Annotated in this window: 22 protein-coding genes and 2 pseudogenes; 14 read left to right on the top strand and 10 right to left on the bottom strand. The window is 56.0% G+C overall.

Annotation, left to right across the window (positions count from 1 at the left end):
• Positions 1–133 precede the first annotated feature (133 nt).
• From MELB17_RS16815 to MELB17_RS16805, 3 genes are read right to left on the bottom strand one after another with little or no spacing between them, the layout of a single operon-like run.
• The gene (locus MELB17_RS16815; RefSeq protein WP_007351512.1) at positions 134–1,327 is read right to left on the bottom strand and encodes an acetyl-CoA C-acyltransferase; all 1,194 of its coding nucleotides are present in this window, start codon (positions 1,325–1,327) and stop codon (positions 134–136) included.
• A gap of 53 nt (positions 1,328–1,380) precedes the next feature.
• Positions 1,381–2,532, bottom strand: a complete 1,152-nt coding sequence (locus tag MELB17_RS16810) for an acyl-CoA dehydrogenase family protein (RefSeq protein WP_007351511.1) — start codon at positions 2,530–2,532, stop codon at positions 1,381–1,383.
• Between the two features lie 37 nt (positions 2,533–2,569).
• Positions 2,570–3,331: an SDR family NAD(P)-dependent oxidoreductase gene (locus MELB17_RS16805; RefSeq protein ID WP_007351510.1), complete on the bottom strand. Its 762-nt coding sequence runs from the start codon at positions 3,329–3,331 to the stop codon at positions 2,570–2,572.
• Between the two features lie 91 nt (positions 3,332–3,422).
• Here MELB17_RS16805 and MELB17_RS16800 point away from each other — a divergent pair, with 91 nt between their 5' ends.
• The 14 genes and pseudogenes from MELB17_RS16800 to MELB17_RS16735 all read left to right on the top strand — a co-directional run bounded on the left by MELB17_RS16800 (position 3,423) and on the right by MELB17_RS16735 (position 19,211).
• Positions 3,423–3,836, top strand: coding sequence for a MerR family transcriptional regulator (locus MELB17_RS16800; protein ID WP_007351509.1), 414 nt, complete (start codon positions 3,423–3,425; stop codon positions 3,834–3,836).
• A 24-nt stretch (positions 3,837–3,860) separates the two neighbouring features.
• Positions 3,861–5,027, top strand: coding sequence for an isovaleryl-CoA dehydrogenase (locus MELB17_RS16795; protein ID WP_007351508.1), 1,167 nt, complete (start codon positions 3,861–3,863; stop codon positions 5,025–5,027).
• A gap of 134 nt (positions 5,028–5,161) precedes the next feature.
• Positions 5,162–6,769, top strand: coding sequence for a carboxyl transferase domain-containing protein (locus MELB17_RS16790; RefSeq protein ID WP_007351507.1), 1,608 nt, complete (start codon positions 5,162–5,164; stop codon positions 6,767–6,769).
• A 13-nt stretch (positions 6,770–6,782) separates the two neighbouring features.
• Positions 6,783–7,628: an enoyl-CoA hydratase-related protein gene (locus tag MELB17_RS16785; protein WP_007351506.1), complete on the top strand. Its 846-nt coding sequence runs from the start codon at positions 6,783–6,785 to the stop codon at positions 7,626–7,628.
• Positions 7,628–9,634 carry an acetyl/propionyl/methylcrotonyl-CoA carboxylase subunit alpha gene (locus MELB17_RS16780; RefSeq protein ID WP_007351505.1) on the top strand — a complete coding sequence of 669 codons (2,007 nt, stop codon included), beginning with the start codon at positions 7,628–7,630 and terminating at the stop codon, positions 9,632–9,634. Before MELB17_RS16785 ends, MELB17_RS16780 begins: the two co-directional genes overlap by 1 nt.
• Positions 9,634–10,545: a hydroxymethylglutaryl-CoA lyase gene (locus tag MELB17_RS16775; protein ID WP_007351504.1), complete on the top strand. Its 912-nt coding sequence runs from the start codon at positions 9,634–9,636 to the stop codon at positions 10,543–10,545. Before MELB17_RS16780 ends, MELB17_RS16775 begins: the two co-directional genes overlap by 1 nt.
• Before the next feature lie 31 nt (positions 10,546–10,576).
• On the top strand, positions 10,577–11,155 hold the full coding sequence (locus MELB17_RS16770) for a peroxidase-related enzyme (RefSeq protein ID WP_007351503.1): 579 nt from the start codon (positions 10,577–10,579) through the stop codon (positions 11,153–11,155).
• A gap of 74 nt (positions 11,156–11,229) precedes the next feature.
• A complete protein-coding gene (locus tag MELB17_RS16765) occupies positions 11,230–12,948 on the top strand; it encodes an AMP-binding protein (protein WP_083796419.1) in 1,719 nt (572 codons plus the stop codon).
• Positions 12,949–12,953: 5 nt separating this feature from the next.
• Positions 12,954–14,597 carry a phytoene desaturase family protein gene (locus MELB17_RS16760; protein WP_007351501.1) on the top strand — a complete coding sequence of 548 codons (1,644 nt, stop codon included), beginning with the start codon at positions 12,954–12,956 and terminating at the stop codon, positions 14,595–14,597.
• A gap of 74 nt (positions 14,598–14,671) precedes the next feature.
• Complete coding sequence (locus MELB17_RS16755; protein WP_007351500.1) at positions 14,672–15,361, top strand: aspartate/glutamate racemase family protein; 690 nt, start codon at positions 14,672–14,674, stop codon at positions 15,359–15,361.
• Between the two features lie 307 nt (positions 15,362–15,668).
• Positions 15,669–16,336 (top strand): annotated as a pseudogene (locus tag MELB17_RS26365) (extracellular solute-binding protein).
• A gap of 2 nt (positions 16,337–16,338) precedes the next feature.
• The gene (gene potA / locus MELB17_RS16745) at positions 16,339–17,457 is read left to right on the top strand and encodes a polyamine ABC transporter ATP-binding protein (protein ID WP_007351497.1); all 1,119 of its coding nucleotides are present in this window, start codon (positions 16,339–16,341) and stop codon (positions 17,455–17,457) included.
• Positions 17,458–17,491: 34 nt separating this feature from the next.
• Positions 17,492–18,391 (top strand): ABC transporter permease subunit, encoded by a 900-nt coding sequence (locus MELB17_RS16740; protein ID WP_007351496.1) that lies wholly within the window; start codon positions 17,492–17,494, stop codon positions 18,389–18,391.
• On the top strand, positions 18,384–19,211 hold the full coding sequence (locus tag MELB17_RS16735) for an ABC transporter permease subunit (protein WP_007351495.1): 828 nt from the start codon (positions 18,384–18,386) through the stop codon (positions 19,209–19,211). Before MELB17_RS16740 ends, MELB17_RS16735 begins: the two co-directional genes overlap by 8 nt.
• 65 nt (positions 19,212–19,276) lie before the next feature.
• On the opposite strand, the gene MELB17_RS16730 is transcribed toward MELB17_RS16735, so the two are convergent.
• From MELB17_RS16730 to MELB17_RS16700, 7 genes and pseudogenes are all read right to left on the bottom strand, one after another.
• Positions 19,277–20,272, bottom strand: a complete 996-nt coding sequence (locus tag MELB17_RS16730) for a branched-chain amino acid ABC transporter permease (protein WP_007351494.1) — start codon at positions 20,270–20,272, stop codon at positions 19,277–19,279.
• A 2-nt stretch (positions 20,273–20,274) separates the two neighbouring features.
• On the bottom strand, positions 20,275–21,162 hold the full coding sequence (locus tag MELB17_RS16725) for a branched-chain amino acid ABC transporter permease (RefSeq protein ID WP_007351493.1): 888 nt from the start codon (positions 21,160–21,162) through the stop codon (positions 20,275–20,277).
• Positions 21,163–21,269: 107 nt separating this feature from the next.
• A pseudogene (locus tag MELB17_RS16720) lies at positions 21,270–22,465 on the bottom strand (ABC transporter substrate-binding protein).
• A 121-nt stretch (positions 22,466–22,586) separates the two neighbouring features.
• Positions 22,587–23,324 carry an ABC transporter ATP-binding protein gene (locus MELB17_RS16715; protein ID WP_007351491.1) on the bottom strand — a complete coding sequence of 246 codons (738 nt, stop codon included), beginning with the start codon at positions 23,322–23,324 and terminating at the stop codon, positions 22,587–22,589.
• Entirely contained in the window at positions 23,321–24,106 is a 786-nt protein-coding gene (locus tag MELB17_RS16710) for an ABC transporter ATP-binding protein (RefSeq protein WP_007351490.1), read from the bottom strand. The genes MELB17_RS16715 and MELB17_RS16710 overlap by 4 nt, the downstream gene beginning before the upstream one ends.
• Positions 24,107–24,249: 143 nt before the next feature.
• Positions 24,250–24,666 carry a PaaI family thioesterase gene (locus MELB17_RS16705; RefSeq protein ID WP_007351489.1) on the bottom strand — a complete coding sequence of 139 codons (417 nt, stop codon included), beginning with the start codon at positions 24,664–24,666 and terminating at the stop codon, positions 24,250–24,252.
• Positions 24,663–26,232: AMP-binding protein (locus MELB17_RS16700; protein WP_007351488.1), on the bottom strand; the 1,570-nt coding region annotated here is incomplete at its 5' end. The genes MELB17_RS16705 and MELB17_RS16700, both read right to left, overlap by 4 nt.

Below are 26,232 nucleotides of genomic sequence, written 5' to 3'. Positions count from 1 at the left end.
GTACGCGGAGTGGGGGTATCTTTCTGTCAGGGAAAAGGTTTCTGAGCGAAGCGAGTTCTTTTCCCAGAAGAAAGGTACCCCCGCCTCGCTGCTTCCCCCCATGTCAAAACACAAGAGGAAGAACCGCCAAAAGTCAGATCAACTCAATAGCCACTGCCGTAGCTTCCCCACCGCCGATGCAAAGTGCAGCCACGCCGCGCTTCAGGCCTTTTTGCTTCAATGCGTTGATCAGGGTCACCAGAATTCTTGAGCCGGACGAGCCGATGGGGTGGCCCAGAGCGCAGGCGCCGCCGAAGACGTTTATTTTATTGGCGTCCAGGCCCAGTTCGTTGATGGCCAAAAGGGAGACTACCGCGAAAGCTTCGTTGATTTCGTAGAGGTCTACGTCGTCTTTGCCCCAGCCGGCTTTTTTCAGGACTTTATCGATGGCGCCGATGGGGGCCAGAGTGAACTCTGCGGGTAGCTGGGCGTGGGTGGAGTGGGCAATGATTTTTGCCTGTGGGTGCAAGCCACGAGCTTTGGCTTCTTTTGCAGAAGCCAGTACCAATGCTGAGGCTCCATCGCTGATGGAGCTGGCATTGGCAGCGGTTACGGAGCCGTCTTTTTTAAACGCCGGTTTCAGCGTGGGGATCTTGTCCGGGCGGGCATTGCCGGGCTGCTCGTCGGTATCTACCACTGTGTCGCCACCACGACCGGCAATGCTGACCGCGCAGATTTCGGGCGCGAACCAGCCGTTATCGATGGCTGCGTTAGCACGGTTAAGGGACTCGATGGCAAAGTTATCCATTTGCTCACGGGTGATTTTGTAGTCATCAGCGCTTTTTTGTGCAAACACGCCCATCAGGCCGCCTTCGTAGGCATCTTCCAAGCCGTCCAGGAACATGCTGTCCATCACCTGGCCATGGCCCATGCGCATTCCGCCGCGGGCTTTGGGCAAAATGTACGGTGCCTGGCTCATGTTTTCCATGCCACCGGCAATCATGATGTTGTTGGTGCCGGCTTTGATCTGATCGTGGGCGATTATTACCGCCTGCATGCCCGATCCGCACATTTTGTTAACGGTGGTGCAGCCGGAGCTGTCTGGTATGCCGGCACCGCGGGAGGCCTGGCGCGCGGGTGCCTGGCCCAAGCCGGCCGGTAATACGCAACCCATGATGACTTCATCAATGTCAGCAGGCTTCAGGCCGGAACGCTCGATGGCGGCTTTGATGGCAACTGCACCCAACTGCGGCGAAGGTACGCTGCTCAGCGAGCCCATCATGCCGCCCATGGGTGTGCGGGCGGCGCCGGCTATTACTACGAAATTATCATTAGCGGTGTCAGTCATCGTTGCTTGTCCCCGTTTTATTGAAAGGTTTGGTTGTTATTGGCAATCGTTAGTCAGGCGCGCCCGAAAATTGAGCGAGCAATAATTTCCTTCATAATTTCCGACGTGCCGCCGTAAATGCGCTGCACGCGGGCATCCGCAAAGGCCCTTGAAATCGGGTACTCACTGGTATAGCCGTAACCGCCGAACAATTGCAGGCAGCCATCCGTCACCCGGCACTGCATTTCAGTCGCGCTGTATTTGGCCATAGAGGCCGTCGCAGCATCCAGAGTGCCGGCAACGTATTCGTTGATGCACTGATCTACAAAAGCCTTGTTGATGCGGTATTCGGTTTCCATGCGGGCCATTTCGAAACGGGTGTTCTGCAGCTGCGCCAACTTCTGGCCAAACAGCACCCGCTCCTGACAGTAAGCAACGGTCAGGTCCAGGGCACCGCGGGCAGCCGCAACGCCCAACGCACCAATCACCAGGCGTTCACGCGGCAGTTCCTGCATCAAATAGGCAAAGCCTTTGCCGGCCTCGCCCAATAACGCCGACGCCGGCACCCGCATATCAGCAAAGAACAGCTCGGAGGTATCACCGGCATGCTGGCCAATCTTGTCCAGATTGCGACCAACGCCATAACCCTCCAGCGTGGTGTCCACCAGAAACAGGCTGACGCCTTTGGCACCAGCGGAAGGATCGGTTTTGGCGGCCACAATCACCATATCCGCATGCTGGCCATTGGTAATGAACGTTTTGGAGCCGTTCAGAATGTAGTCATCGCCCTCTTTTACGGCACGGGTGCGCATGGCCTGCAAATCACTGCCGGCGCCGGGTTCGGTCATCGCGATGGCGCCCACGGCTTCACCGGAAACCATTTTTGGTAGCCACTGCTGTTTTTGCTCGTCGTTGCCCAAGTGGCTCAAGTAAGGCGCGACAATATCGGAGTGCACCATCACATTGGTGGACAGCGCACCAAAACCCAGCCGTGCCAATTCCTCGCCCACCACCACCGAATATTGAAAGGGTGCGCCGCAACCGCCACAGCCCTCGGGCACATCTACGCACAGCATGCCGGCGTCGCCCAGGGTGTTCCAAAGCTTGCGTGGGGCAATGCCGTCTTTTTCCCACTGCTCATAGTGGGGTTTGATTTCTTTTTCCAGTGCCTTAATCACCGACTCACGGAATAACGTCATTTCTTCTTGATCGACAGTCGCAGTCATACAGACTCCTGCTTATGATAAATTGCTGAAGGACCGCTTATCTCGGGGCCATACGCAAAGCGCTATCAAGACGGATGACTTCGCCATTCAGCACCGGGTTACGCACCATCTGGTCCACCATCATGCCAAACTCTTCCGGCTTACCCAGGCGCTTCGGAAACAGCAAGGTTGCTGCCAGGCTGTCTTGTACTTCCTGCGGCATGCCGGCAATCATCGGCGTCATAAACAGCCCAGGGGCGATGGTGTTCACCCGAATACCCTCACGCGCCAGCTCACGGGCGGCCTGCAGAGTTAAGGCAACAACGCCGCCCTTGGACGCACTGTAGGCCGCCTGACCAATCTGGCCTTCATAAGCCGCGATAGACGCCGTGTTGATAATAACGCCCCGTTCACCGTCGGCATTGGGTTCACGCTGGGCCATATCCGCCGCTGCCAGTCGCAGTATGTTAAAAGTTCCGATCAGATTGACTTGCACCACTTTACTGAAATTTTCCAGTGGCAGCACACCCTCGCGCCCTAAAATCTTACCTGCGGTGGCAACGCCTGCGCAGTTTACGGCAACGCCACAAAAACCATGTGCTTCGCTGGCTTTGGCGAAAGCCGCTTCGGCACTTGCGGCGGAACTGACGTCGCACTCAACAAAGATTCCCCCCAACTCTTTTGCAACGGCTTCACCGCGTTCTTTCTGCAAATCGAAAATCGCTACCTTGCAACCCGCTGCCGCCAGCGCCCGCGCTGCGCCTTCGCCAAGGCCAGATGCACCGCCTGTTACAATGGCCGCTACGTTCTGAAATTCCATCGGATACTCCCGTTGCTGTGGATAACAATACAATCAAATGCTTTACGTTTACGTAAACTTTAACTAACCTGACAAAAAAAGGAAACACTCAATGGCTGCAAAGAAGACCTACAGCATCAGCGAACTGGCTCAGGAGTTTGACGTAACGACCCGTAGCGTTCGCTTTTACGAAGATCAGGGCTTGCTAAAGCCCAGCCGTAAGGGCCAAACCCGCATCTTTAGCTCCAAAGACCGGGTGCGTCTGAAACTGATCCTACGCGGTAAACGCATGGGGCTGTCGCTGGCCGAGACCAAAGAATTGTTTGACCTGTGGGACGAAACCACCAGCGGTAACGAAAAACAGCTGTTGCTGATGCTGCAAACCATCACTCGCCGCCGCCAGGCGCTAGCGCAGCAAAAAGAAGACATCGCCATTGTGGAAATGGAAATGGAAAACGCCGAGGCCCGCTGCCTCGAAGCATTGAGCGAACTGCAAATGAAAAAACAGACGGCAACACAGCTCTGACGACCCAACAACAAGGTGATCATCATGAAATCGCAATACTCGGAACTGAACTTCGGCCTTGGCGAAACCCTGGACATGCTGCGCGAGCAAATCAACGGTTTCGCCACCCGCGAAATTGCACCGCGTGCGGCAGACATTGACCGGTCCAACGAATTCCCCATGGATTTGTGGAAAAAGTTTGGCGACATGGGCCTGCTCGGCATCACCGTCGACGAAGCCTACGGCGGTTCCGGCATGGGCTACCTGGCCCACGTAATTGCGATGGAAGAAATCAGCCGCGCCTCCGCATCGGTAGGTTTGTCTTACGGCGCCCACTCTAATTTGTGTGTGAACCAGATTCACAGCAACGGCACCGAAGAGCAGAAACAGCAATATCTGCCCAAGCTGCTCAGCGGCGAACACATAGGCGCTTTGGCCATGTCTGAACCCAACGCCGGTTCCGACGTCATCTCCATGAAACTGAGCGCCAAAGACGCCGGTGACCACTACGTGCTGAACGGCAACAAAATGTGGATCACCAACGGCCCTGACGCCCACGTTTACGTGATCTACGCCAAAACTGACGTGAAAGCCGGCTCGAAAGGCATCACCGCCTTCATCGTAGAACGCGACGCACCTGGCTTCAGCCGCCACCAGAAACTCGACAAACTGGGCATGCGCGGCTCCAACACCTGCGAACTGGTGTTTCAAGATTGCAAAGTACCCAAAGAAAACATCCTTGGCCAACTCGGTGGCGGTGCCCGAGTGCTAATGAGCGGCCTCGACTACGAACGCCTGGTACTCGCAGGTGGCCCGCTGGGCATTATGCAAGCCGCCATGGACGTGGTTGTGCCCTACATCCGCGAACGCAAACAGTTCGGCCAGGCCATCGGCGAATTCGAACTGGTACAAGGCAAAGTGGCCGACATGTACACCTACATGAACACCGCCAAATCCTATGTCTACATGGTTGCCCAATCCGCCGACCGCGGTGAAACCACCCGCAAAGACGCCGCCGGTGCAATCCTCTACTCCGCCGAAATGGCCACAAAACTGGCCCTGGACGCGATCCAGCTGCTGGGCGGCAACGGCTACGTCAACGACTACCCCACCGGCCGCCTGCTGCGCGACGCCAAGCTGTACGAAATCGGGGCTGGCACGTCGGAAATACGGCGTATGTTGATTGGGCGAGAGCTGTTTTTGAACAAGTAAGACACCGGGGACAGATTTAAAATCTGTCCCTGCGGTGAGGGCGATGGGAACAGATTTGAAATCTGTCCCCGCGGTGGAAGTTCGCCTGAGGCCAACGCCAAACACTCCAGGCCCGATGCACGGAAACCAAGGCTATGACAATACTACAAAGCAAGATCAACTCCAGATCTGAAGAATTTCAGGCCAAACACCAATCCATGGCCGACGCCGTAGCCGACCTGCGAGAAAAGGTTGCCACTATCCAGCAAGGCGGCGGCCCCAGCTACCAGGAACGCCACATTGCCCGTGGCAAATTGCTGCCCCGGGAACGTATTAACCGCTTGCTGGACGACGGCTCGCCGTTCCTCGAAATCGGCCAGCTCGCTGCCTATGACGTCTATGAAGACAACATACCCGCCGCCGGTCTGATCGCCGGTATCGGCCGCGTTAACGGCACCGAATGCATGATCATCGCGAACGACGCCACCGTAAAAGGCGGGACCTACTACCCGCTGACCGTCAAGAAACACCTGCGGGCCCAGGAAATCGCTCTCGCCAACCGCCTGCCTTGTATCTACCTGGTAGACTCCGGCGGCGCCTACCTGCCGCTCCAGGATGAAGTGTTCCCCGATCGTGATCACTTCGGCCGCATATTTTACAACCAGGCCCGCATGTCCGCCGAAGACATCCCCCAGATTGCCGTGGTGATGGGTTTGTGCACCGCCGGCGGCGCTTACGTACCGGCCATGGCCGACGAATCCATCATCGTGCGCAACCAGGGCACCATCTTTCTGGCCGGCCCACCTCTGGTCAAAGCCGCCACCGGTGAAGTGGTCAGCGCCGAAGATCTGGGCGGTGCCGATGTACACTGCAAAGTGTCCGGTGTAGCCGACCATTACGCCGAAAACGACGCCCACGCCTTAGACATCGCGCGCCGCTGCGTGTCTAACCTGAACCGCCGTAAACCCGCAGACGTGCAAATTCGCAAACCCAAAGCGCCCCTGTTCGACGCCAGCGAAATTTACGGCATTGTCGGCACCGACCTGCGCAAACAATTTGACGTGCGCGACGTCATCGCCCGCGTTGTCGACGGCTCAGAATTCGACGAATTCAAACGCTATTACGGTCAGACTCTGGTCACCGGCTTTGCCCATGTGCACGGCTATCCGGTAGGCATTATTGCCAACAACGGCGTCCTGTTCAGCGAATCCGCCCAAAAAGGCGCGCACTTCATAGAGCTTTGCTGCCAGCGCAATATTCCGCTGCTGTTCCTGCAAAATGTGACCGGCTTTATGGTGGGCCAGAAGCACGAAGCCGAAGGCATTGCCAAACACGGAGCCAAAATGGTGATGGCCGTCGCCTGCGCCAACGTGCCAAAAATTACCGTACTGATCGGCGGCAGCTTCGGCGCAGGAAACTACGGCATGTGCGGCCGCGCCTACAGCCCTGATTTCCTGTGGATGTGGCCTAACGCCCGCATTTCCGTAATGGGTGGCGAACAGGCTGCCGGTGTACTCGCACAGGTTCGCCGCGACGGCATGGAACGCAATGGCGAAACCTGGAGCGGAGAAGACGAAGCCGCCTTTAAACAACCCATTATTGACACCTACGAACACCAGGGCCACCCCTACTTCGCCAGTGCCCGCCTGTGGGACGACGGCGTGATAGATCCTGCCCAAACCCGCGAAGTAGTGGCTCTGAGTCTGTCGGCCACACTCAACCGCCCCGCCCAGCCAACACGCTTCGGCGTGTTCCGCATGTAACGGGGGAATGACCATGACCGAACCAAATTCTGCCCCAAACTCGGCGCCAAACTCTGCCCAAAATCTGGCCGTTGTGATCAACACCCGCAGCCCCGGCGTGACCGAGGTGGTGTTGAACCGCCCCGAAAAACGCAACGCCTTTGACGACGTGATCATCAGCCAGCTGATTGCCGCGTTCGAACAGATCGGGCAAGACAGCAGCACTAACGTGGTGGTACTGCGCTCCGAAGGCAAACACTTTTCCGCCGGAGCCGATCTGGGCTGGATGCGGCGCATGGCCGACAACAGCCAACAGGAAAACCTGAACGATTCACGGCAGCTCGCGCGCCTGATGTCAGTGCTGAACAGCCTGCCACAGCCAGTGATTGGGCTGGTTCAGGGTGCCGCTTTTGGCGGTGCCGTGGGCCTTGCAGCCTGCTGCGATATCGTGATTGCGACCGAACAAAGCAAGTTCTGCTTAAGCGAAGTGAAGCTGGGGCTGATTCCAGCTGTGATCAGCCCTTACGTGGTGCGTGCCATCGGCGAACGCCAGGCGCGGCGCTATTTTCTGACGGCGGAAGTATTCGATGCCCATCAGGCCTGCGAGTTCGGGCTGGTCCACATTGTTGCGAGCGATAACGACGACCTGCAAACCCGCTGCGACCAAATGCTGCTGCAGCTTGCCGGCAATGGCCCGCAAGCCATGGGCGCCGCCAAAGCGCTCATTTTTGCCGTCAGCCAACAGCCACTGAGTGCAGATGTGATTGAAGACACGGCCCGGCGCATTGCTGATATCCGCGTGGGACAAGAAGGCCAGGAAGGCCTTGCCGCTTTCCTTGAAAAACGTGCCGCCAGCTGGGTTCCAGAGGACCAACACTGATGTTTACAAAAATACTGATCGCCAACCGTGGCGAAATCGCCTGCCGGATCATAGAAACCGCACACGCCATGGGTATCCGCTGTGTGGCTGTCTACTCCGATGCCGACGCCAACGCCCGCCACGTGGCCATGGCCGACGAGGCCTTTCGCATTGGCCCCGCCGCCAGCTCTGAAAGCTATTTACGCGGTGATATCATTATTGAGGTCGCGCTGAAAAGCGGCGCCCAGGCCATTCATCCCGGTTACGGATTTCTGTCCGAAAACACCGGCTTTGCCGAGTCCTGCGAGGCTAATAATCTTGTGTTTATTGGCCCGCCCTCCTCGGCCATCGCCGCCATGGGTTCCAAATCCGCCGCTAAGGAGATTATGGGCAAAGCCGGCGTGCCGTTGGTGCCCGGCTACCACGGTGCCGACCAGGCACTGGCAACCCTGCGCGCCGAAGCCGAAAATTGCGGTTTTCCGCTGCTACTGAAAGCCGTCGCCGGCGGCGGTGGCAAAGGCATGCGAGTAGTGGAGCACATAGGCGAGTTTGATGAAGCCCTGGCCGCCGCCCAGCGTGAATCTAAAAACGCGTTCGGCAACCCGGATATGCTGATCGAGCGCTATCTGACCCAGCCCCGCCACGTGGAAATTCAGGTGTTTTGCGACCAGCACGGCAACGGCGTGTACCTGGCCGACCGCGACTGCTCGGTACAACGGCGCCACCAGAAAGTGCTGGAAGAAGCCCCCGCACCCGGTCTGAGTGATGACACCCGCAAGGCCATGGGTGAAGCCGCTGTAACCGCCGCAAAAGCCATACATTACGTTGGCGCCGGCACCGTTGAATTCCTCTACGACGTCGACGGCTCGTTCTTCTTTATGGAAATGAACACCCGGCTGCAAGTAGAGCACCCTGTCACCGAAATGGTCACCGGCCAGGATCTGGTGGAATGGCAATTGAAAGTGGCCTGGGGCGACCGGCTGCCACTGGCGCAGGACGACGTAAAAACCCGTGGTCACGCACTGGAAGCGCGGATTTACGCCGAAGACCCGGATCAGGATTTTCTGCCCGCCACCGGTACCCTGCGCTACCTGACTACGCCCGATGAAAACGCCCACATACGGGTAGACACCGGCGTGACCGAAGGCGACGAAATAAGCATTCATTACGACCCGATGATTGCCAAGCTGATTGTGTGGGATGAAACCCGTGAACAGGCCATCAACCGCATGGTGCAGGCGCTGGAAAGCTACCGCATCGCAGGAGTGAAAACCAACATCCGCTTTTTGCACGCTCTGGCCGACGCCCAGCCCTTCCGCGAGGCCAAGCTGACCACCGGGTTCATCGACGACCATCATGATTTGCTGTTCCCGAAATCACGGCTAGACACTCAAAAAGCCCTGGTACTGGCCGCTGGCTTCGTACTGGAGCAGCGCAAAGCCGGTGAAGTGAACGCCCAGGATCCCTGGTCGCCGTTCGGTCGCCAGAACAGCTGGCGCATGAACTCGGAATACGCTCAACCATTGCAGTTCAAAGTGGGCGACGACATCCACGAACTGAAGGTGTTGGAGCAAGACGACTGCTATCAGGTGACGGTAAACGGCAGCCTTTACAATCTGAATGCCCGGCTCGACGATGATCACCTGCAAGCGGTGGTAAACGGCCACCGTCTGAGCGTGCACGGCAACCTGCATAACGATCAACTGGTCTTGTTCCATCAAGGGCAGAGCTTCCCGTGTGTGGTCTATCGTGAAACCTACGGCTTTGAAGAAATGGCCAGCGAAGGCAGCTTGGCCGCACCCATGAACGGCGCAGTAGTGGCGATTCAGGCGAAAGTAGGCGATAAAGTAGTCAGCGGCCAAACTCTGGTAATTATGGAAGCCATGAAAATGGAGCACGCCATTAAGGCGCCAGCCGATGGCGTAGTCACCGACATCTTCTACGCCGAGGGTGATCAGGTGGCGGAAGGCGCAGAATTGATCGCAGTGCAAGTAGAGACTGAAAGCGAGCAACAGGAGGCAGGCTAATGGCCTTTCCCAAGCGTGTAAGACTGGTAGAAATGAGCCCCCGCGATGGTTTGCAAAACGAGCCCGGCCCGGTGGTTCCTACCGCAGTAAAAGCTCGGCTGATCAAGCGTTTGGTAGAGTGCGGGCTTACCCATGTGGAAGCCGCCAGCTTTGTATCACCACGCTGGGTGCCGCAAATGGCTGACGCCAGCGACGTGATGGCACTGATCGAGCGCAAGCCCGGTGTGTGCTATTCGGCGCTGACGCCCAACCTGCGTGGTTTTGAAGGCGCTCTGGCCGCTGGTGCTAGCGAAGTGGCCGTGTTTGGCGCGGCCTCAGAATCGTTCAGCCAGAAAAACATCAACTGCTCCATCGCCGAAAGCCTTGAGCGCTTTGCTCCGGTAATGGCAGCCGCAAAGCACAACGGTATTCCAGTACGTGGTTACGTGTCCACCGTGCTGGGCTGCCCTTACGAAGGCGAGATTGCCCCGGCCAAAGTGGCCGAGGTGGCCAAAGCCCTGTTTGATATGGGCTGCCATGAAATTTCACTCGGCGACACCATTGGCACCGGCACCCCCACCAAGGCCAAGCGTATGCTCGAAGCCGTGACCCGTCATGTGCCGGTAGAGCATCTGGCGGCACACTTTCACGACACCTACGGCCAGGCCTTGGCCAATCTGTACGCGGTGCTAGAAGAAGGCGTGGCGGTGATAGATGCCTCCGTGGCCGGCCTGGGTGGCTGCCCCTACGCCAAGGGTGCATCTGGCAACGTGGCCACCGAAGACGTGCTGTACATGCTGGATGGGCTGGGCATTGAAACCGGCGTTGATCTGCGCCAGCTGGTGGCGACAGGAAACTGGATCAGCTATCGCCTGAAGCGCCGCAACGGCTCCAAGGTCGGACTGGCTCTGGCAGAACCTGACTCTCGCTAATGGCACCTTGAACTTAATAAAAGGATCTGACATGAATCACAAAAACAACGCTGTCGCTCTTGATCTTCCTATTCCCGAACTTGCTGAGTTACCGGACGACGTTGGTAAGTACTTTGAAATTTGCCAGGAAAAGCTGGGCATGATCCCAAACGTGTTGACCGCCTACAGCCAGAACCTGAAACAGCTGGATGGTTTTTCCCGCCTTTACAACGAGCTGATGATGGGCGAAGGCGAGCTTAGCAAGCTGGAGCGGGAAATGGTGGCCGTGGTGGTGTCCGCGGAAAACAAATGCTTTTACTGCCTGGTGGCCCACGGCGCCGCCGTGCGTGTTATGAGTGGCGACCCGACTTTAGGCGAGCACCTGGTGATGAACTACCGAACCGCAACGCTGGATAAACGTCAGCGAGCCATGCTGGATTACGCCTCGCTCCTGACCCGCTCTCCCGCCACCGTCGGCGAAAAACAGGTGCAAGCCTTGCGCGACGCTGGTTTTAGTGACGGCGGCATCTGGGATTTGGGCAACGTGATCGGTTTCTACAACATGTCGAACCGCGTAGCGATCACCAGCGATATGCGACCTAATCCCGAATATCACAGCCAGGCCCGCTAACGGTACCGTTAACTTTTTTAGCCGATGCGCCGGTGCGCCGGACCGTCCTGAACAACAACAAATGGAGGCAGACAATGACTCAGACTCTTCCTAGCGACTCTTTACCAAGTTACTCTTTACCGAGTTATACAAGCGGGCCATCCACAACCCCACTGCTGGGCATGACCATCGGTGAAATGCTCGACCGCACCGCTAAAAAGTTTCCCGATAACGAAGCCCTGGTGAGCCTGCATCAAAACATTCGCTGGACCTATAAAGAATTCTTGGCCAAGGTCAACCAGGCCGCGCGAGCTTTCCTGGCCATCGACGTCAAGCGTGGCGATCGGGTGGGCATCTGGTCACCCAACCGTTACGAATGGACCGTTACCCAGTTTGCCACCGCCAAAATAGGCGCCATTCTGGTAAATATAAACCCCGCCTACGGTGCCCATGAGCTGGAATACGCCATGAACCTGTCAGGCATAAGCGTGCTGGTCACCGCTGATCGATTCAAAGCGTCTGATTACCGTAAAACACTTTATGAACTGGCGCCCGAACTGAAAGCCAGCACCGCTGGTAAGATCAAAGCCCGGCGCCTGGCGGACTTGCGTGCAGTGGTTAATATGGACACAGAACAACACGCAGGCATGTGGAGCTGGGACGAATTTATCGGCTTTGCCGATCAGGTCGACCAGAAAAGCGTCGACAAGATCCAAAGCCAACTCCAATTCGACGACCCTATCAACATCCAATTCACCTCTGGCACCACCGGCAGCCCGAAAGGCGCCGCCCTTACCCACCACAACATCCTTAACAACGGCTTTTTTGTCGGCGAAAGCCAGCGCCTGAGCGAGAAGGACCGGTTGGTCATTCCGGTGCCCCTTTACCACTGCTTTGGCATGGTGATGGGCAACCTTGGCTGCGTCACTCACGGTTCTACCATGATCTACCCCGGCGAAGGCTTTGAGCCAAAAGCCGTGTTGCAGGCCGTGCACCAGGAAAAAGCGACTGCGCTTTACGGCGTGCCCACCATGTTCATTGCGGAATTGGCAGATCCAGAGTTTGAAACCTACGACTTGTCGACCCTGCGCACCGGCATTATGGCCGGCTCTATCTGCCCGGCCGAGGTGATGAAAAAGGTCAACGGCAAGATGAACATGAAGGAAGTTCAAATAGCCTACGGCATGACCGAAACCAGCCCGGTATCTACCCAGACCAGCGCCCAGGATCCGTTCGAGAAGCAGGTGACCACCGTAGGCCGCACCCAGCCCCACCTGGAAAGCAAAATTGTTGAGCCGGCCAGTGGTAATATAGTCCCCCGCGGCGAGATTGGAGAGCTGTGCACCCGCGGTTACAGCGTCATGCTGAAATATTGGAACAACGCCGAAAAAACCCGCGAAACCATAGACGATGCGGGCTGGATGCACACCGGCGACCTGGCCACCATGGATGAGGACGGCTATATTCAGATTGTCGGACGAATAAAGGACATGGTGATCCGTGGCGGCGAAAACATCTATCCGAAAGAAGTTGAAGAGTTTTTGTACACCCACCCTTCCATTGAAGAAGTTCAGGTAACCGGCGTTCCAGACGAAAAGTTCGGTGAAGAACTGGTGGCTTGGGTGAAACTTCGGCCCGATGCAGACTCGGTCGATGCCGATGACCTGATCGCATTCTGCAAAGGCCAAATTGCCCACTACAAGATTCCGCGGAACTACAAATTTGTGGAGGCGTTCCCGATGACGGTGACCGGCAAGATCCAGAAGTTCAAAATGCGGGAAATGTCCATCGAAGAGATGGGGTTGAAAAAATAGCACCTATGCCAGGTTCGACATCCCGACCAAAGCCAAAACCCAGCTCGATTCGCGTTGGCCATCGCTACCGTGCCAACCGCCTGAAGGGCCCTTATGATGCCATTGTGATTGGCTCTGGCATTGGCGGGCTGGCCGCGGCGGCTTGCATGAGCAAACTGGGTAAAAAGGTGGCAGTGTTTGAACAGCACTACACCGCCGGCGGCTTTACCCACAGTTACGACCGTAACGGCTACGAGTGGGATGTGGGCGTGCACTACATAGGAGATATGGGCACCAGCCACACCTTGGGCCGGCGCCTGTTTGACCACATCACCGATGGCCAGCTGAAGTGGGCGCCCATGGACGCCCACTTCGACCGGATTTTTCTGGGCGACAAACACGTAGATCTGGTCGCTGGGCCGGAGGCTTTTAAGGCGGAGCTGGTCGCAGCTTTCCCGGATGAAACCAGCGCCATCGACACCTATCTGGATTACTTGCGCCAGGTGTCCAAGGCCATGCCTGGCATTGTGCTGGGCAAGATTTTGCCTGATCTGGCCGTAGGCCCGTTGGCGAAAATTACAAAACGTAAGGCGCCGGCGTTTTTGAACAAACCGACTCGCCAGGTTCTGGAAAGCCTGACCTCCAACCAGGAACTGATTGCCGTGCTCACCGGCCAATGGGGCGATAACGGCCTGCCGCCGGCGCAGTCCAGCTTTATCATCCACGCGCTGATTGCCCGGCATTATTTACACGGTGGTTACTACCCGATCGGCGGTGCGTCAGAAATGGCGAAAACCATTATGCCGGTCATTCAGAAAAGCGGCGGCGAAGTCTTCACCTACGCTGACGTCACCCGTATCGTGATTGAAAATGGCAAAGCCGTGGGTGTCACCATGGCCGACGGTGAGGAGGTGCGGGCACCCTTGGTCATCAGCAACGCCGGTGTGTTTAACACCTTCAACACGCTGCTGCCAAAAGCGGCACCAAGCTGGGACTACTATCAGGACAAGCTGACCACGGTAGAACGCTCCATGGCCAGCAACTGCCTGTACATAGGCCTGAAAGACACCGCTGAAAATCTGGGCTTGCCAAAAACCAATTACTGGATTTACCCCGGCCCCCATTACGAGCAGCAGGTACAGGATTTTATGGATGATCCTGACGCCAACGACATCCCGCTCACCTACATTTCTTTCCCCTCTGCCAAGGACCCCAGCTTCGCCGAACGTTACCCCGGCCGCGCCACCATCGAAATTGTCGCTCCCGGTCCGTTTGAGTGGTATGCCGAGTGGGCGGGCAAAATCTGGGGCAAGCGCGGTGGCGACTACGAAGCCAAAAAGGAAGAATACGCCCAGCGTTTGCTGACCAAGCTATACCAGAAGTTCCCGCATGTGGAGGGAAAAGTGGATTACTACGAGCTGTCTACGCCGCTTTCTACCCATCACTTCTGCCGTTACAGCCAGGGCGAGATTTATGGCGTGGCACACACTCCAGACCGCTTCGAGCAGGACTGGCTAAAACCCAAAACCCGCATCCCCGGCCTGTACCTGACAGGCCAGGACATCATGACGTGCGGCGTAGTAGGCGCGATGATTGGAGGGCTGTTGACGGCCGTGGCAGTGAGCGGTTTACGCGGCCTACCACTGGCCAAAAAGATGTTTTTAGGCTGACACTTTCTTTACCTGAGACACGCACTCCTTATTTTACGCCCAGGAAACCGGTGCCTTTCTAACAACGAGGTTGCATGAAAACCATTGGCCTCATCGGCGGTATGAGCTGGGAATCAACTCAGACTTATTACCGCCTGATTAACCAGAAAGTACGAGAACAGCTCGGCGGGCTCCACTCGGCAAAACTCATACTCTACAGCGTGGACTTTTCCGAGATTGAAGCGCTCCAGCACCAGGGCGACTGGGAGGGGGCAGCCAAAATACTGGTCGCCGCAGCGCAATCCGTGCAGTCCGCCGGAGCTGATTTTCTGGTTATTTGCACCAACACCATGCACAAGGTCGCCCCGCAAATTGAGCAGGCCATGGCCATACCCCTGCTTCATATTGCCGACGCCACCGCTAAAGAGCTGCTCAACGATGGAATAACCTCGGTGGGACTGCTTGGCACCCAATTCACGATGGAACAGGCGTTCTACCGGGAACGGCTTGAGCAAAAGGGCATTACCGTTATCATTCCAAATGATAACGAACGGGCTGTGGTACACCGAATAATCTACGACGAATTGTGTCAGGGCATTGTTAATCCTGAGTCAAAGGCCTGGTATCTTGATGTGGTCGCTGCATTGGCCGCTCGAGGGGCGCAGGCCGTTATTTTAGGGTGCACCGAGATCAGCCTGCTCATCCAAGCCTCCGATACACAGGTTGCACTTTATGACACAACAGACATTCATGCCGACCAGGCTGTTACGCTCGCGCTGAATTGAGCGTGTCGAGCCTGACCCTAAAATACTCACCAAAATGCCCCAGTGAGGCTACGAACCTGCGATCACCCTCAGTCGCCAAGACGAGAAATACACCCATCCGTACAAACCTATAACTCGCAACAAAAATTTTTGTAGCGCTCCGTGCGTCCTCGTGTTAAAAAACGAACAAATACGGCAGGTTCCCCACCGCCGTAGCAAGGACGAGCCTCAAAGGAGTCGCAGTGCGGCCTTCCCTCAGCTAACTTGCACAACACCGCGTGCGTCCTGCACGTTTTGTATTCATCCCTTTTAAGTGAGGGACTCCAAAATGTTCAAGTTGTGTAAGCCACAGGCGCTGGCCGCCGCTATAGCCTTGTCTTTTTGCGCTTTCTCTGCACTCGCTGCGGAAGAAGTGCGTGTGTATAACTGGTCGGACTATATCGCCGAAGATACCCTGGCGAAGTTCACCAAAGAAACCGGCATTAAAGTCATTTATGACGTGTACGACAGCAACGAAGTGCTAGAAGCCGCACTCTTATCGGGCCGTTCCGGCTACGATTTGGTGGTGCCTTCTAACCACTACGTGGCCAGGCAGATTTCTGCCAAAGCCTTTGTGGCGTTGGACCACAGCAAGCTGCCGCCCGCGCTGAAGAAGCCAAAAACGGCAACGTGATTCGCTACACCATCCCCAAAGAAGGCGCCACACTGTGGTTTGACATGATGACCATCCCGGTCGGCGCACCCAATGTGGACAACGCCCACAAGCTAATGAACTTCCTGATGCGCCCGGACATCATCGCCGAGGTGTCTAACTATGTGTGGTACGCCAACCCCAACCTGGCGGCAAACGAATTTGTGGATGCAGATATCCTGAATGACACATCCATTTACCCGACGGAATCCGTTATGGACAACCTTTACCTGATGCAGGGCCGGCCGCAAGACGCACAGCGTCTGATGACCCGCATCTGGACCAGCGTAAAGTCGGGCCGCTAGGGGTGGCGGATGGCGCAAGCACCTCCGCAAGCGCGAAGGTGCTACTCAGCATTCAGGGAATCTCCAAAAACTTTGACGGTACACTGGCGGTAGACGACGTCAGCCTGAACATCAACAAGGGCGAGATCTTCGCCCTTCTGGGTGGTTCCGGGTCTGGCAAATCCACTCTGTTGCGCATGCTGGCCGGGTTTGAAACCCCAGACAGCGGCCGCATTGTGCTGGACGGGCAGGACATTACCGGCCTGCCGCCTTACCTGCGCCCAACCAATATGATGTTCCAGTCTTACGCTCTGTTCCCGCACATGACCGTGGAGCAGAACATCGCCATGGGCCTGAAGCAGGACAAACTGCCAAAAGCCGAAATCGCCGCGCGGGTGGCGGCCATGCTCAAGCTGGTAAAAATGGAAGCCTACGCCAAGCGCATGCCGCAGCAGCTGTCTGGTGGCCAGCAACAGCGTGTGGCCCTGGCCCGTTCGCTAGCCAAGCGGCCAAAACTGTTGCTGCTCGATGAGCCCATGGGCGCGCTAGACAAAAAGTTGCGCTCGGAAATGCGGTTGGAGCTGGTGGATATTCTGGAAAACGTGGGCGCCACCTGTCTGATGGTGACCCACGACCAGGAAGAAGCCATGACCATGGCCAACCGAATAGCCATTATGTCCTACGGCCAGATTGCACAGGTGGGCTCGCCCATCGATATTTACGAAAGCCCGAACAGCCGCATGACGGCGGAGTTTATTGGCTCGGTGAATATCTTTGAAGCCAGCATTGAGGAAGACAACTCCGACACTATTCTTCTGACCAGCAAGCTGTTAGACGCACCGGTGTTCATTGACCGCGGCGTAACCACGTCGGCAGAGAGCACCGATACCCTGATTGCCCTGCGGCCAGAGAAAATTTATCTGACCAAGGACAAGCCAGAGGGTGAGTTCAACTGGAGCCAGGGTACGGTCGAGAACATCGCCTATCTGGGCGATATCACCTCGTATTACGTGAAACTGGCCAGCGGCAAGCGCGTTCAAGCCACCATGGCCAACGTGGAACGCCGCGGTGAGCGGCCAACCTGGGGCGATTTAGTGTTTGTGTCCTGGGAAGCTTCCAGCCCCATTCTGCTTTGGAATTAATGTCATGAACAGGGACCCAATTCCCGCTTCGTTAATGGCGCGGGTACGCACACGGCTGTTCAATCGGCGAGTGCTGTTTGGCATTCCGTTTGTATGGCTGATGCTGTTTTTCCTGCTGCCTTTTGCACTGATTCTGAAAATCAGCCTGACCTCTTCGGTCATGGCCATTCCACCCTACGAGCCGGTGTTCCGGTTCGCAGAAAACACCCTGTCGGTGGTGGTGAATTTTGGCAACTATCTGTTTCTGCTGTCAGACAGCCTTTACGTGGCCGCTTATTGGGGGTCGTTGAAAACCGCGTTCCTGGCCACCGTATGCTGTTTGCTGCTGGGCTATCCCATGGCCTACGCCATGGCGCGAATGCCCAAGCACTGGCAGCTGGTGATGCTACTGATGATTATGCTGCCAACCTGGACCTCGTTTCTGATTCGGGTGTACGCGTGGACGGGTATACTGGGCAATCAAGGGCTGCTGAACAGCCTGCTGTTGTGGCTAGGAGTGATCAACGAACCACTGAAAATGCTGAACACCAATTTTGCCGTGATTCTGGGCATTACCTACGCCTATCTGCCGTTTATGGTGCTGCCCATTTACACCAATCTGGTAAAAATGGACACGCGCTTGCTGGAAGCCGCCTCGGATCTCGGCTGTCGCTCACTGACCACTTTCTGGAGCATTACCCTGCCGCTGTCAAAAGCCGGCATTCTGGCCGGTTCCATGCTGGTGTTTATACCGGCGGTGGGTGAATTTGTAATTCCAGAACTACTGGGCGGCCCAGACACGCTGATGATCGGCAAAGTGCTGTGGGAAGAATTCTTCAACAATCGCGACTGGCCGGTGGCGTCATCTCTGGCGGTTGTCATGCTGGTCATGCTGCTGGCACCCATTGTGCTTTTCCACCGCTTCCAGAGCCGCGAGATGTCAAAACATGGTTAATGCTTGCGGACTCAGTTTTTCCCGCTTCATGTTGGTCATCGGCTTGCTGTTTCTTTACCTGCCGATGTTTGTGCTGGTGGTGTATTCGTTTAACGCGTCACGCCTGGTGTCGGTATGGGCGGGGTTTTCTACCCAATGGTACGGCGCGCTGTTTGAAGACCAACAGATACTGTCTGCGGTGTGGATGAGCTTAAGAATCGCCTTTTACGCGGCCAGCATGGCAGTGTGCCTGGGCACTTTGTCCGCGTTTGTGGTGACCCGCTTCAAACGTATGCGTGGGCGCTCCCTGTTGTCGGCGATGATCAGCGCGCCGCTGGTAATGCCTGAGGTGATCACCGGTTTGTCGCTGTTGCTGCTGTTTGTGCAACTGGCAGAACTGACCGGCTGGCCCGCAGACCGCGGCATGGTCACCATCTGGATTGCCCACACCTCTTTCTGCAGCGCTTATGTGGCTGTGGTGGTTAGTGCGCGCTTGCAGGAAGTGGATCGCTCGATTGAAGAAGCCGCCATGGATCTGGGCTGCACCCCACTAAAAACGTTTTTTGTCGTGACCCTACCGGTGATTACCCTGGCGCTGGCGTCTGGCTGGTTGCTGGCGTTTACCCTATCGCTGGACGATCTGGTGATTGCCAGCTTTGTGTCTGGCCCCGGCGCCACCACCCTGCCGATGGTTGTGTTCTCGTCAGTGCGCATGGGTGTGTCGCCGAAGATTAACGCGCTGGCCACGCTGATTATTCTGGCAGTATCGCTGGTGGCGTTTGTGGCCTGGTACATTATGCGCCGCAACGAAAAAAGGCGGCGCAGTGGCCGCCTTTCTTAATGCCAAAACCGGGGATCGATTTTGGGGACAGATTTGAAATCTGTCCCCTACTTTATATCTTATGATTAACCGATATTTTTCTTCATGAACTTCTGTACCTGGCCAACAATCCCGCTCTGGAACATCAGTACGGTCAGTACAAAGATAGTGCCAAGAATGGCATCTACCCAGTCAGCCAGGGGGCCTTGCGACAGCTGATATTCCAGGTTAACCACAAAAGCCGCGCCCACCACCGGGCCCAACAGGGTTCCGGTGCCGCCCAGCAACGTCATCAGAATGACTTCACCCGACATGTGCCAATGGGCGTCATTGAGAGAGGCCAGCTGGAACACCACGGTTTTCATGGACCCCGCCAAACCTGCCAGGCCTGCAGAAATCACAAAAGCGATGATCTTGTAACGGTTGACGTTATAGCCCAGGGAAATCGCCCGTGGCTCATTCTGTTTAATGGCTTTGAGCACCTGGCCATAAGGGCTGTCCACAATCCGCTGCACCAGAAGATACCCGGCTAAAAACACTGCTAGCACAAAATAGTACATGTTGAGATTATCATTCAAATCAATCAGCCCCAGGAACTGACCACGGGGTATGCCGTGCAAGCCATCTTCGCCGCCGGTGAAACTCGATTGGACAAAGAAGAAAAAAACCAGCTGCGACAGCGCCAGGGTGATCATGGCAAAGTAGATACCCTGGCGGCGAATAGCCACCAATGCGAAGCCGAGACCCAGCAAAGTTGCCACCAGCGTGCCTGCGATAATGCCAAGCTCGGTACTCAAACCCGAAAAAGTGGTTAACAGATAACCGGTGGTATAGGCACCACTGGCCAAGAAGGCTGCATGACCAAACGACAGCAAACCGGTGAAGCCCAGCAGCAGGTTAAAAGCAACCGCAAACAGGGCAAAGCACAGTATTTTCATCAAAAACACCGGGTACATCACCATCGGTGCCACCATAAGCAGCGCCAGCAGCACCAGGTTCAATATTAAACGCCTGCGATGTTCTGATTTTTGCTGGTCGAGCATGGTTTTGTGAATATCCGCCGGATTTACGGAATTGCTCATGGTTACGCCTCCTTTCCAAACAAGCCGGATGGACGCACGAACAGCACAACCACCATCACCAGAAAAATCACCGCCGACGAAGCCGGCGGGTAGAAGGTTTTGGTCAGCCCTTCTACCACCCCCATCAGAACTCCGGTGATGATCGCACCAGCAATAGACCCCATGCCGCCAATTACCACCACCGCAAACACCACAATCAAAATGTGCGAGCCCATCACCGGTGTGACCGAGTAGATAGGTGCCGCCAATGCGCCGGCAAAAGCCGCCAGCATCACCCCGAAGCCGTAGGTAAGGCTAACCAGCAAGGGCACGTTGATGCCAAAGCCCTGCATCAGTTGCGAATCTTCGGTGCCGGCCCGCAGATAAGCACCGAGCTTGGTTTTTTCAATCATGAACCAGGTACCAAAGCACACCAATAGCGCAATCACGATAACCCAGGCGCGATAATAAGGCAGGAACATAAAGCCCAGATTCATGCCGCCTTTGAACACGTCAGGCATGGAGTAACGCAAGCCAGACACGCCGTACATGTTGGTCAGCACGCCCTGAATTATCAGCGCGACGCCAAAGGTCAACAATAGGCTGTAAATATGATCCTGACCGGCGATTTTACGCAGCAGGAAATACTCGATGGCAACACCCACGCAGCCCACCAGAATCGGCGCGACAAACAGCGCCGCCCAATAGCTGATACCCAGGGTATCGAACAGAATAACGGTGGCCATGGCGCCGAGCATATAAAGGGCGCCGTGGGCAAAGTTGATAATTTTCAGAAGACCAAAAATGACAGCGAGGCCCAGGCTCAACAGCGCGTAAAAGGCTCCGTTAATCAGCCCAAGCAATAACTGGCCGAAAAGCACAGCGACAGGGACTCCCAGAATCATGGACATGTAGCTAACTCCAAAAGCAATGCAGGGGGCACCAGAGGTTGGTGCCCGTTCTGCTTGAGTCCGAGGGCTCCCCGCCGGGATTGCCGGGGGCCCCGTGGTTCAACTGCTTACTTGCTGGTTACCAGCGGGCACTGGCTTTCAGACAGCGGGCGGAAAGCTTCTTCAGCCGGGATGGTGCGCACGATGTTGTACAGATCCCATTCGTTTGTAGACTCGGCCGGGGTTTTCACCTGCGCCAGGTACATATCGTGGACCATGCGGCCGTCTTCACGAATGCGGCCGTTGGTGGCGAACATATCGTTGATGGGCGTTGCTATCATCTGCTTGCGCACTGCTTGAGCTTCGTCTGAACCCGTGGCTTTTACTGCATTCAGATATTGAATGGTGCTGGAGTAAATGCCGGCATGAACCATGGTTGGGCGCACTCCGGTTTCTTCCATAAAGCGATCAGACCAGGCACGGGCGTCGGCGTTCATATCCCAGTACCAGCCTGTGGTCAGCTGAATACCCTGGGCCGCTTCAGCGCCGAGTGCGTGTACGTCAGTGAGGAACAGCAGCAAGGCGGCCAACGTCTGGCCCGACTGGGTAAGCCCAAACTCGCCGGCCGTAGTGATAGCGTTGGTTGTGTCTGCACCGGCGTTGGCCAGAGCCACAACATCCGCTCCAGAGCCTTGGGCCTGTAGAATAAATGACGAGAAATCCGGAGTCGGGAAAGGATGGCGAATAGTACCAATGACTTCACCACCGTTGGCTTCCACTACCCTTGTTACGTCTGCCTCAAGAGCGTGGCCAAAGGCGTAATCGGCGGTGAGGATAAACCAGGTTTTGCCACCTTCTTTAACGATGGCGCTGGCGGTGCCGTTAGCCAGTGGGTAGGTGTCATACACATAGTGGATATGGTTGGGCGTGCAATGCTCGTTAGTAATGCTGGAGGCCGCAGACCCGGACACAATGCCCAGTTTGCCACTTTCTTCCAGAATGTCGCTGACCGCGATGCTGACCGACGATGCCACCAGGCCGGCAATCATGTCGACGTTGTCATTTTCAACCCAGCGACGCGCCGTGCTGGAGGCAACGTCCGGGCTGTTGCGGTCATCTGCGCTGACGATTTCAATATTTTTGCCGTTCACCTGGCCACCAAAGTCGGCCACAGCCATTTCCAGGGCTATCAGGCCATTTGGGCCAGCTAGGTCACGATAGGTGCCTGACATATCGGCCAAATAGCCGATTTTAACCATATCATTGGAAATTTCTGCCTGGGCAGCGCCGGCCATCAGAGTGTCGCTATGGCGGTGGTCAGCAGCTTTTTATCATTGTCATTGTTATTTCTCCACTACGTTCATGCGTGATTTTTATTGGTTTTCAACGTCGCTTACTGCACTTACACTTGTTTTTATTGAGCCTCGTTCCGCAAGTTTTTGTGATTACACCCCCAGATAGCCGTTCAGCAAAGAGCGCTTGGAGTCCAGCTCTGAAGCACTTACTTCCTCCACAATCTGGCCATGCTCGACCACGTAGTGCCGATCCGCCAGAGGCGCAGCGAAGTGGAAATTCTGCTCTACCAGAATAATAGTCAAACCTTTACTTTTAAGCTTCATCAGAACCTCACCCAGCTTTTCCACAATCACCGGGGCCAGGCCCTCGGTAATTTCATCAAGCAGCAGCATGTTGGCACCGGTGCGAAGAATGCGTGCCAGAGCCAGCATCTGCTGCTCCCCGCCTGACAGTTTAGTGCCAGGGCTGGCGCGGCGCTCATACAGGTTAGGAAACATGGTGTAAATTTCTTCCAGACTCATACCACCACTGCGCACAACAGGCGGCAACGTCAGGTTTTCCTCTACGTTCAGCGCCGCGAAAATTCCGCGGTGTTCGGGACAGAATCCCACGCCCAGACGCGCTATGTGGTGGGGCGCGCAGCTCATGGTTTCTTCACCGTTGATCATGATCGAACCGGTGCGCCGGCCCACCATGTTCATAATAGCTTTGAGCGTGGTACTACGCCCGGCGCCATTGCGCCCAAGCAGGGTTACCAGCTCACCCCGATTCACCACCAGATCAATGCCGTGAAGGATGTGGGATTCGCCGTAAAACGCATGCAAGCCAGAAACACGGAGCTGTTCGTAGTCTTTTTTTCCAACTTGGTTTTGGACAGCCGGGCTCATGCGTTTGCCTCCTTTTCTGACGCCTTAGAATCGCTGGCGCTGCCCATATAAACTTCCCGCACCCGCGGGTCTGCCGACACGGTTTTGTAGTCGCCTTCGGTAAGCACGGCACCCTGGGCCAGCACGGTGATGCGGTCGCAGAGTTTACTGACAACACTCAGGTTGTGTTCCACCATCAGCACTGTGCGGCCCACGGCTGCTTTGCGCACCAGTTCGACCACCTGCCCAACATCCTCAGCACCCATTCCCTGGGTGGGCTCGTCCAGCAACATCAACTGCGGTTCCATCGCTAGAGTGGTGGCCAGTTCCAACGCGCGCTTGCGGCCGTAAGCCAGCTCGACGGTGGTAATGTGGGCGAAGTCTGCGAGCCCTACCGAATCCAGCAACTCCATTGCGCGATGGTTCAATTTGTTCAGGCAGTTGCCGGATTTCCAAAAACTGAATGAGTTGCCTTCAAAGCTTTGCAACGCCACCCGGATGTTCTCCAGGGCCGTCATGTGAGGGAACACCGCCGAAATCTGAAACGACCGCACCACCCCTTCGCGCGCAATAGCGGCGGATTTCATCGTGGTGATATCGCGACCATTGAATAAAATCTGGCCTCGAGTAGGAATCAGGAATTTTGTGAGCAGGTTAAACACCGTGGTCTTTCCTGCGCCATTAGGCCCTATCAGCGCGTGAATATGGCCGTTGCGGATGTTCAGGTTAACGTCGTCAACGGCGACAAAGCCTTTGAATTCCTTAACGAGGTTGCGCGTTTCCAGCACGTACTCTTCGCTCATGAGCCAATCTGCCTTTGTTATTGTTGTACATCACAACTAATCATAGATTGAATTGACGTACACGTAAACGTCAATTCTTACTTCCGCAAGTTTTCCGTGTTTTTTTGCTGACCACTTGTGGACGTAACGCTGAAGACCATCTTTCAGCGTTGCGGCGGTATGGAGTAGGTCATCGTGGAGTGCGCGACTGGCTCCTCGACTCCCCGAGAATATATAAACACCTCCCCTACCGCCATTGTTCTACCCACCTTAAGCATGGTGGCACGGGCCCATATGGGCTGGTGCGCCACTGGCTTGCGTAGAAAATTGATATTCAGGTTGGTGGTAACCGCCAGCGGCACCAAGCCGATTCTGGACAGCAGCGCCGCGTAGAGCGTGACATCCGCCAGCCCCATCATCACCGGCCCAGACACGGTGCCGCCTGGGCGCAAATGGGTTTCGTCTACGTCGAGCATCATTTCAGCGCTGCCATCGCCCAGCTCGCACAGGGTGCCGAATGCGGCGCCTTGCGGAAACTGCTCGTTTAGAAAAGCCTGCAACTGCTCTATTGTCACCTTCATTCGCTGGCGTCTTCCCTGGCGCGGTCGCGCAGAATAAAGCGCTGTATCTTGCCGCTTGGCGTTTTTGGCAGCTCGTCAACAAACTCGATTTCCCGTGGGAAAGCGTGGGTGGACAGACGCCGGCGCACATGGTTCTGCAGTTCTTCTCTCAGAACCTGGTCATCGGCCGGAATCTGGTCACTTTTGATCACCACGTAGGCCTTGATGATGGCGCCACGCTTTTCATCGGGCTTGGCTACCACGCCAGATTCCGCCACAGCCGGATGCTCCAACAATGAGCTTTCAACATCGGCTGGCCCCACTCGATAACCTGAGGTGGTAATGATGTCGTCGTCGCGCCCACTGAACGAGAAACTGCCGTCGCCGTTGTTAATGGCCATATCGCCGGTCAGGTAGTAACCATGGGCGAACGGATCTTTTTCACTCCAGGTGTAGCCATCGAAATGAAACAAAGGTGATGCAGCCACATCAATCGCGACCTGCCCGGCTTCACCGGCACCCACCTCTTCGTGCTTTTCATTCAGTGCTACCACACGATGGCCTACCGATGAGAAACCCATGGCAGCCTCTTTTACCGGGTGCGCCAAACCGTGGAAGTTGCAGCAGGTCATGCCCGTTTCAGTCTGGCCGTAGTGATCTTTTACCTCGCAGAAATGACGACGGCGAATCCAGTTAACCACTTCTGGATTCAAGGGCTCACCGGCGCTACTCGCTACCCGTAGCCCGAGATTTTCACCTTCAGGAAGCACGTGATCATTCGCTTTTAACAACCGATAGGCCGTGGGCGCCGCCGCAAGATTTGTGATTTTGTACTTGCGGATCATGTCGTAGGTGCTTTCAGGGGTAAACGCGTTGGGATTGAAGTGGGTAGCGTGACCCATCAGCAGCGGTCCGATAACCGCATAGTACAAGCCGTAGGCCCAACCCGGGTCTGCCACGTTCCAGAATGTGTCGCTGTCACGAAGGCCCACCGCATCGCGCATGTAAACGTAGAATGACAACAGCGCCCGGGCTGGAACAGACACCCCTTTGGGCTTGCCCACGGTGCCCGAGGTAAACATTTGCAGGAAAGGATCAGTGCCTTTAATCAACACCGGTTCAAATTGGTCGGACTGCTCGCCCAGCGCCTGATAAAAGTCAGCATCACCATGGCCAGCTTCCGCCGAATCAACACACAATACCGGCGGGCAGTTTTTAACGTCATCCAGTTTTGAACGATTTTCCGGGTTGGTGACAATCAATTTGGTGCTTGCCCGTTCCAGGCGGTATTCGATGGCGCCAGAGCCGAACGCCGTAAACAGCGGTTGATAGACAGCGCCAATGCGCCAAGCGCCCGCCATAACAATGAGCAGTTCCGGGGTGCGCGGTAACAAACCCGCAACACGGTCGCCCTTGCCCACTCCCTGCAATTTCAGGTAATTGGCAAAGCGGGCGGACGCCTGTTTCAGCTTGGCAAAGGTAAGAACGCCGTCACCGCCGTCCTCCGTTTCGTAATACAGCACAACTTTTTCGGCATTGGCTGCCCATTTGTCGCAAATTTCATGGCAAACATTCAGCCCGCTGTCC

Origin of the sequence: Marinobacter sp. ELB17 (genome assembly GCF_000169375.1) — a bacterium.
GTDB lineage: Bacteria > Pseudomonadota > Gammaproteobacteria > Pseudomonadales > Oleiphilaceae > Marinobacter.
This window is presented reverse-complemented; position numbering and strand designations above follow the sequence as displayed.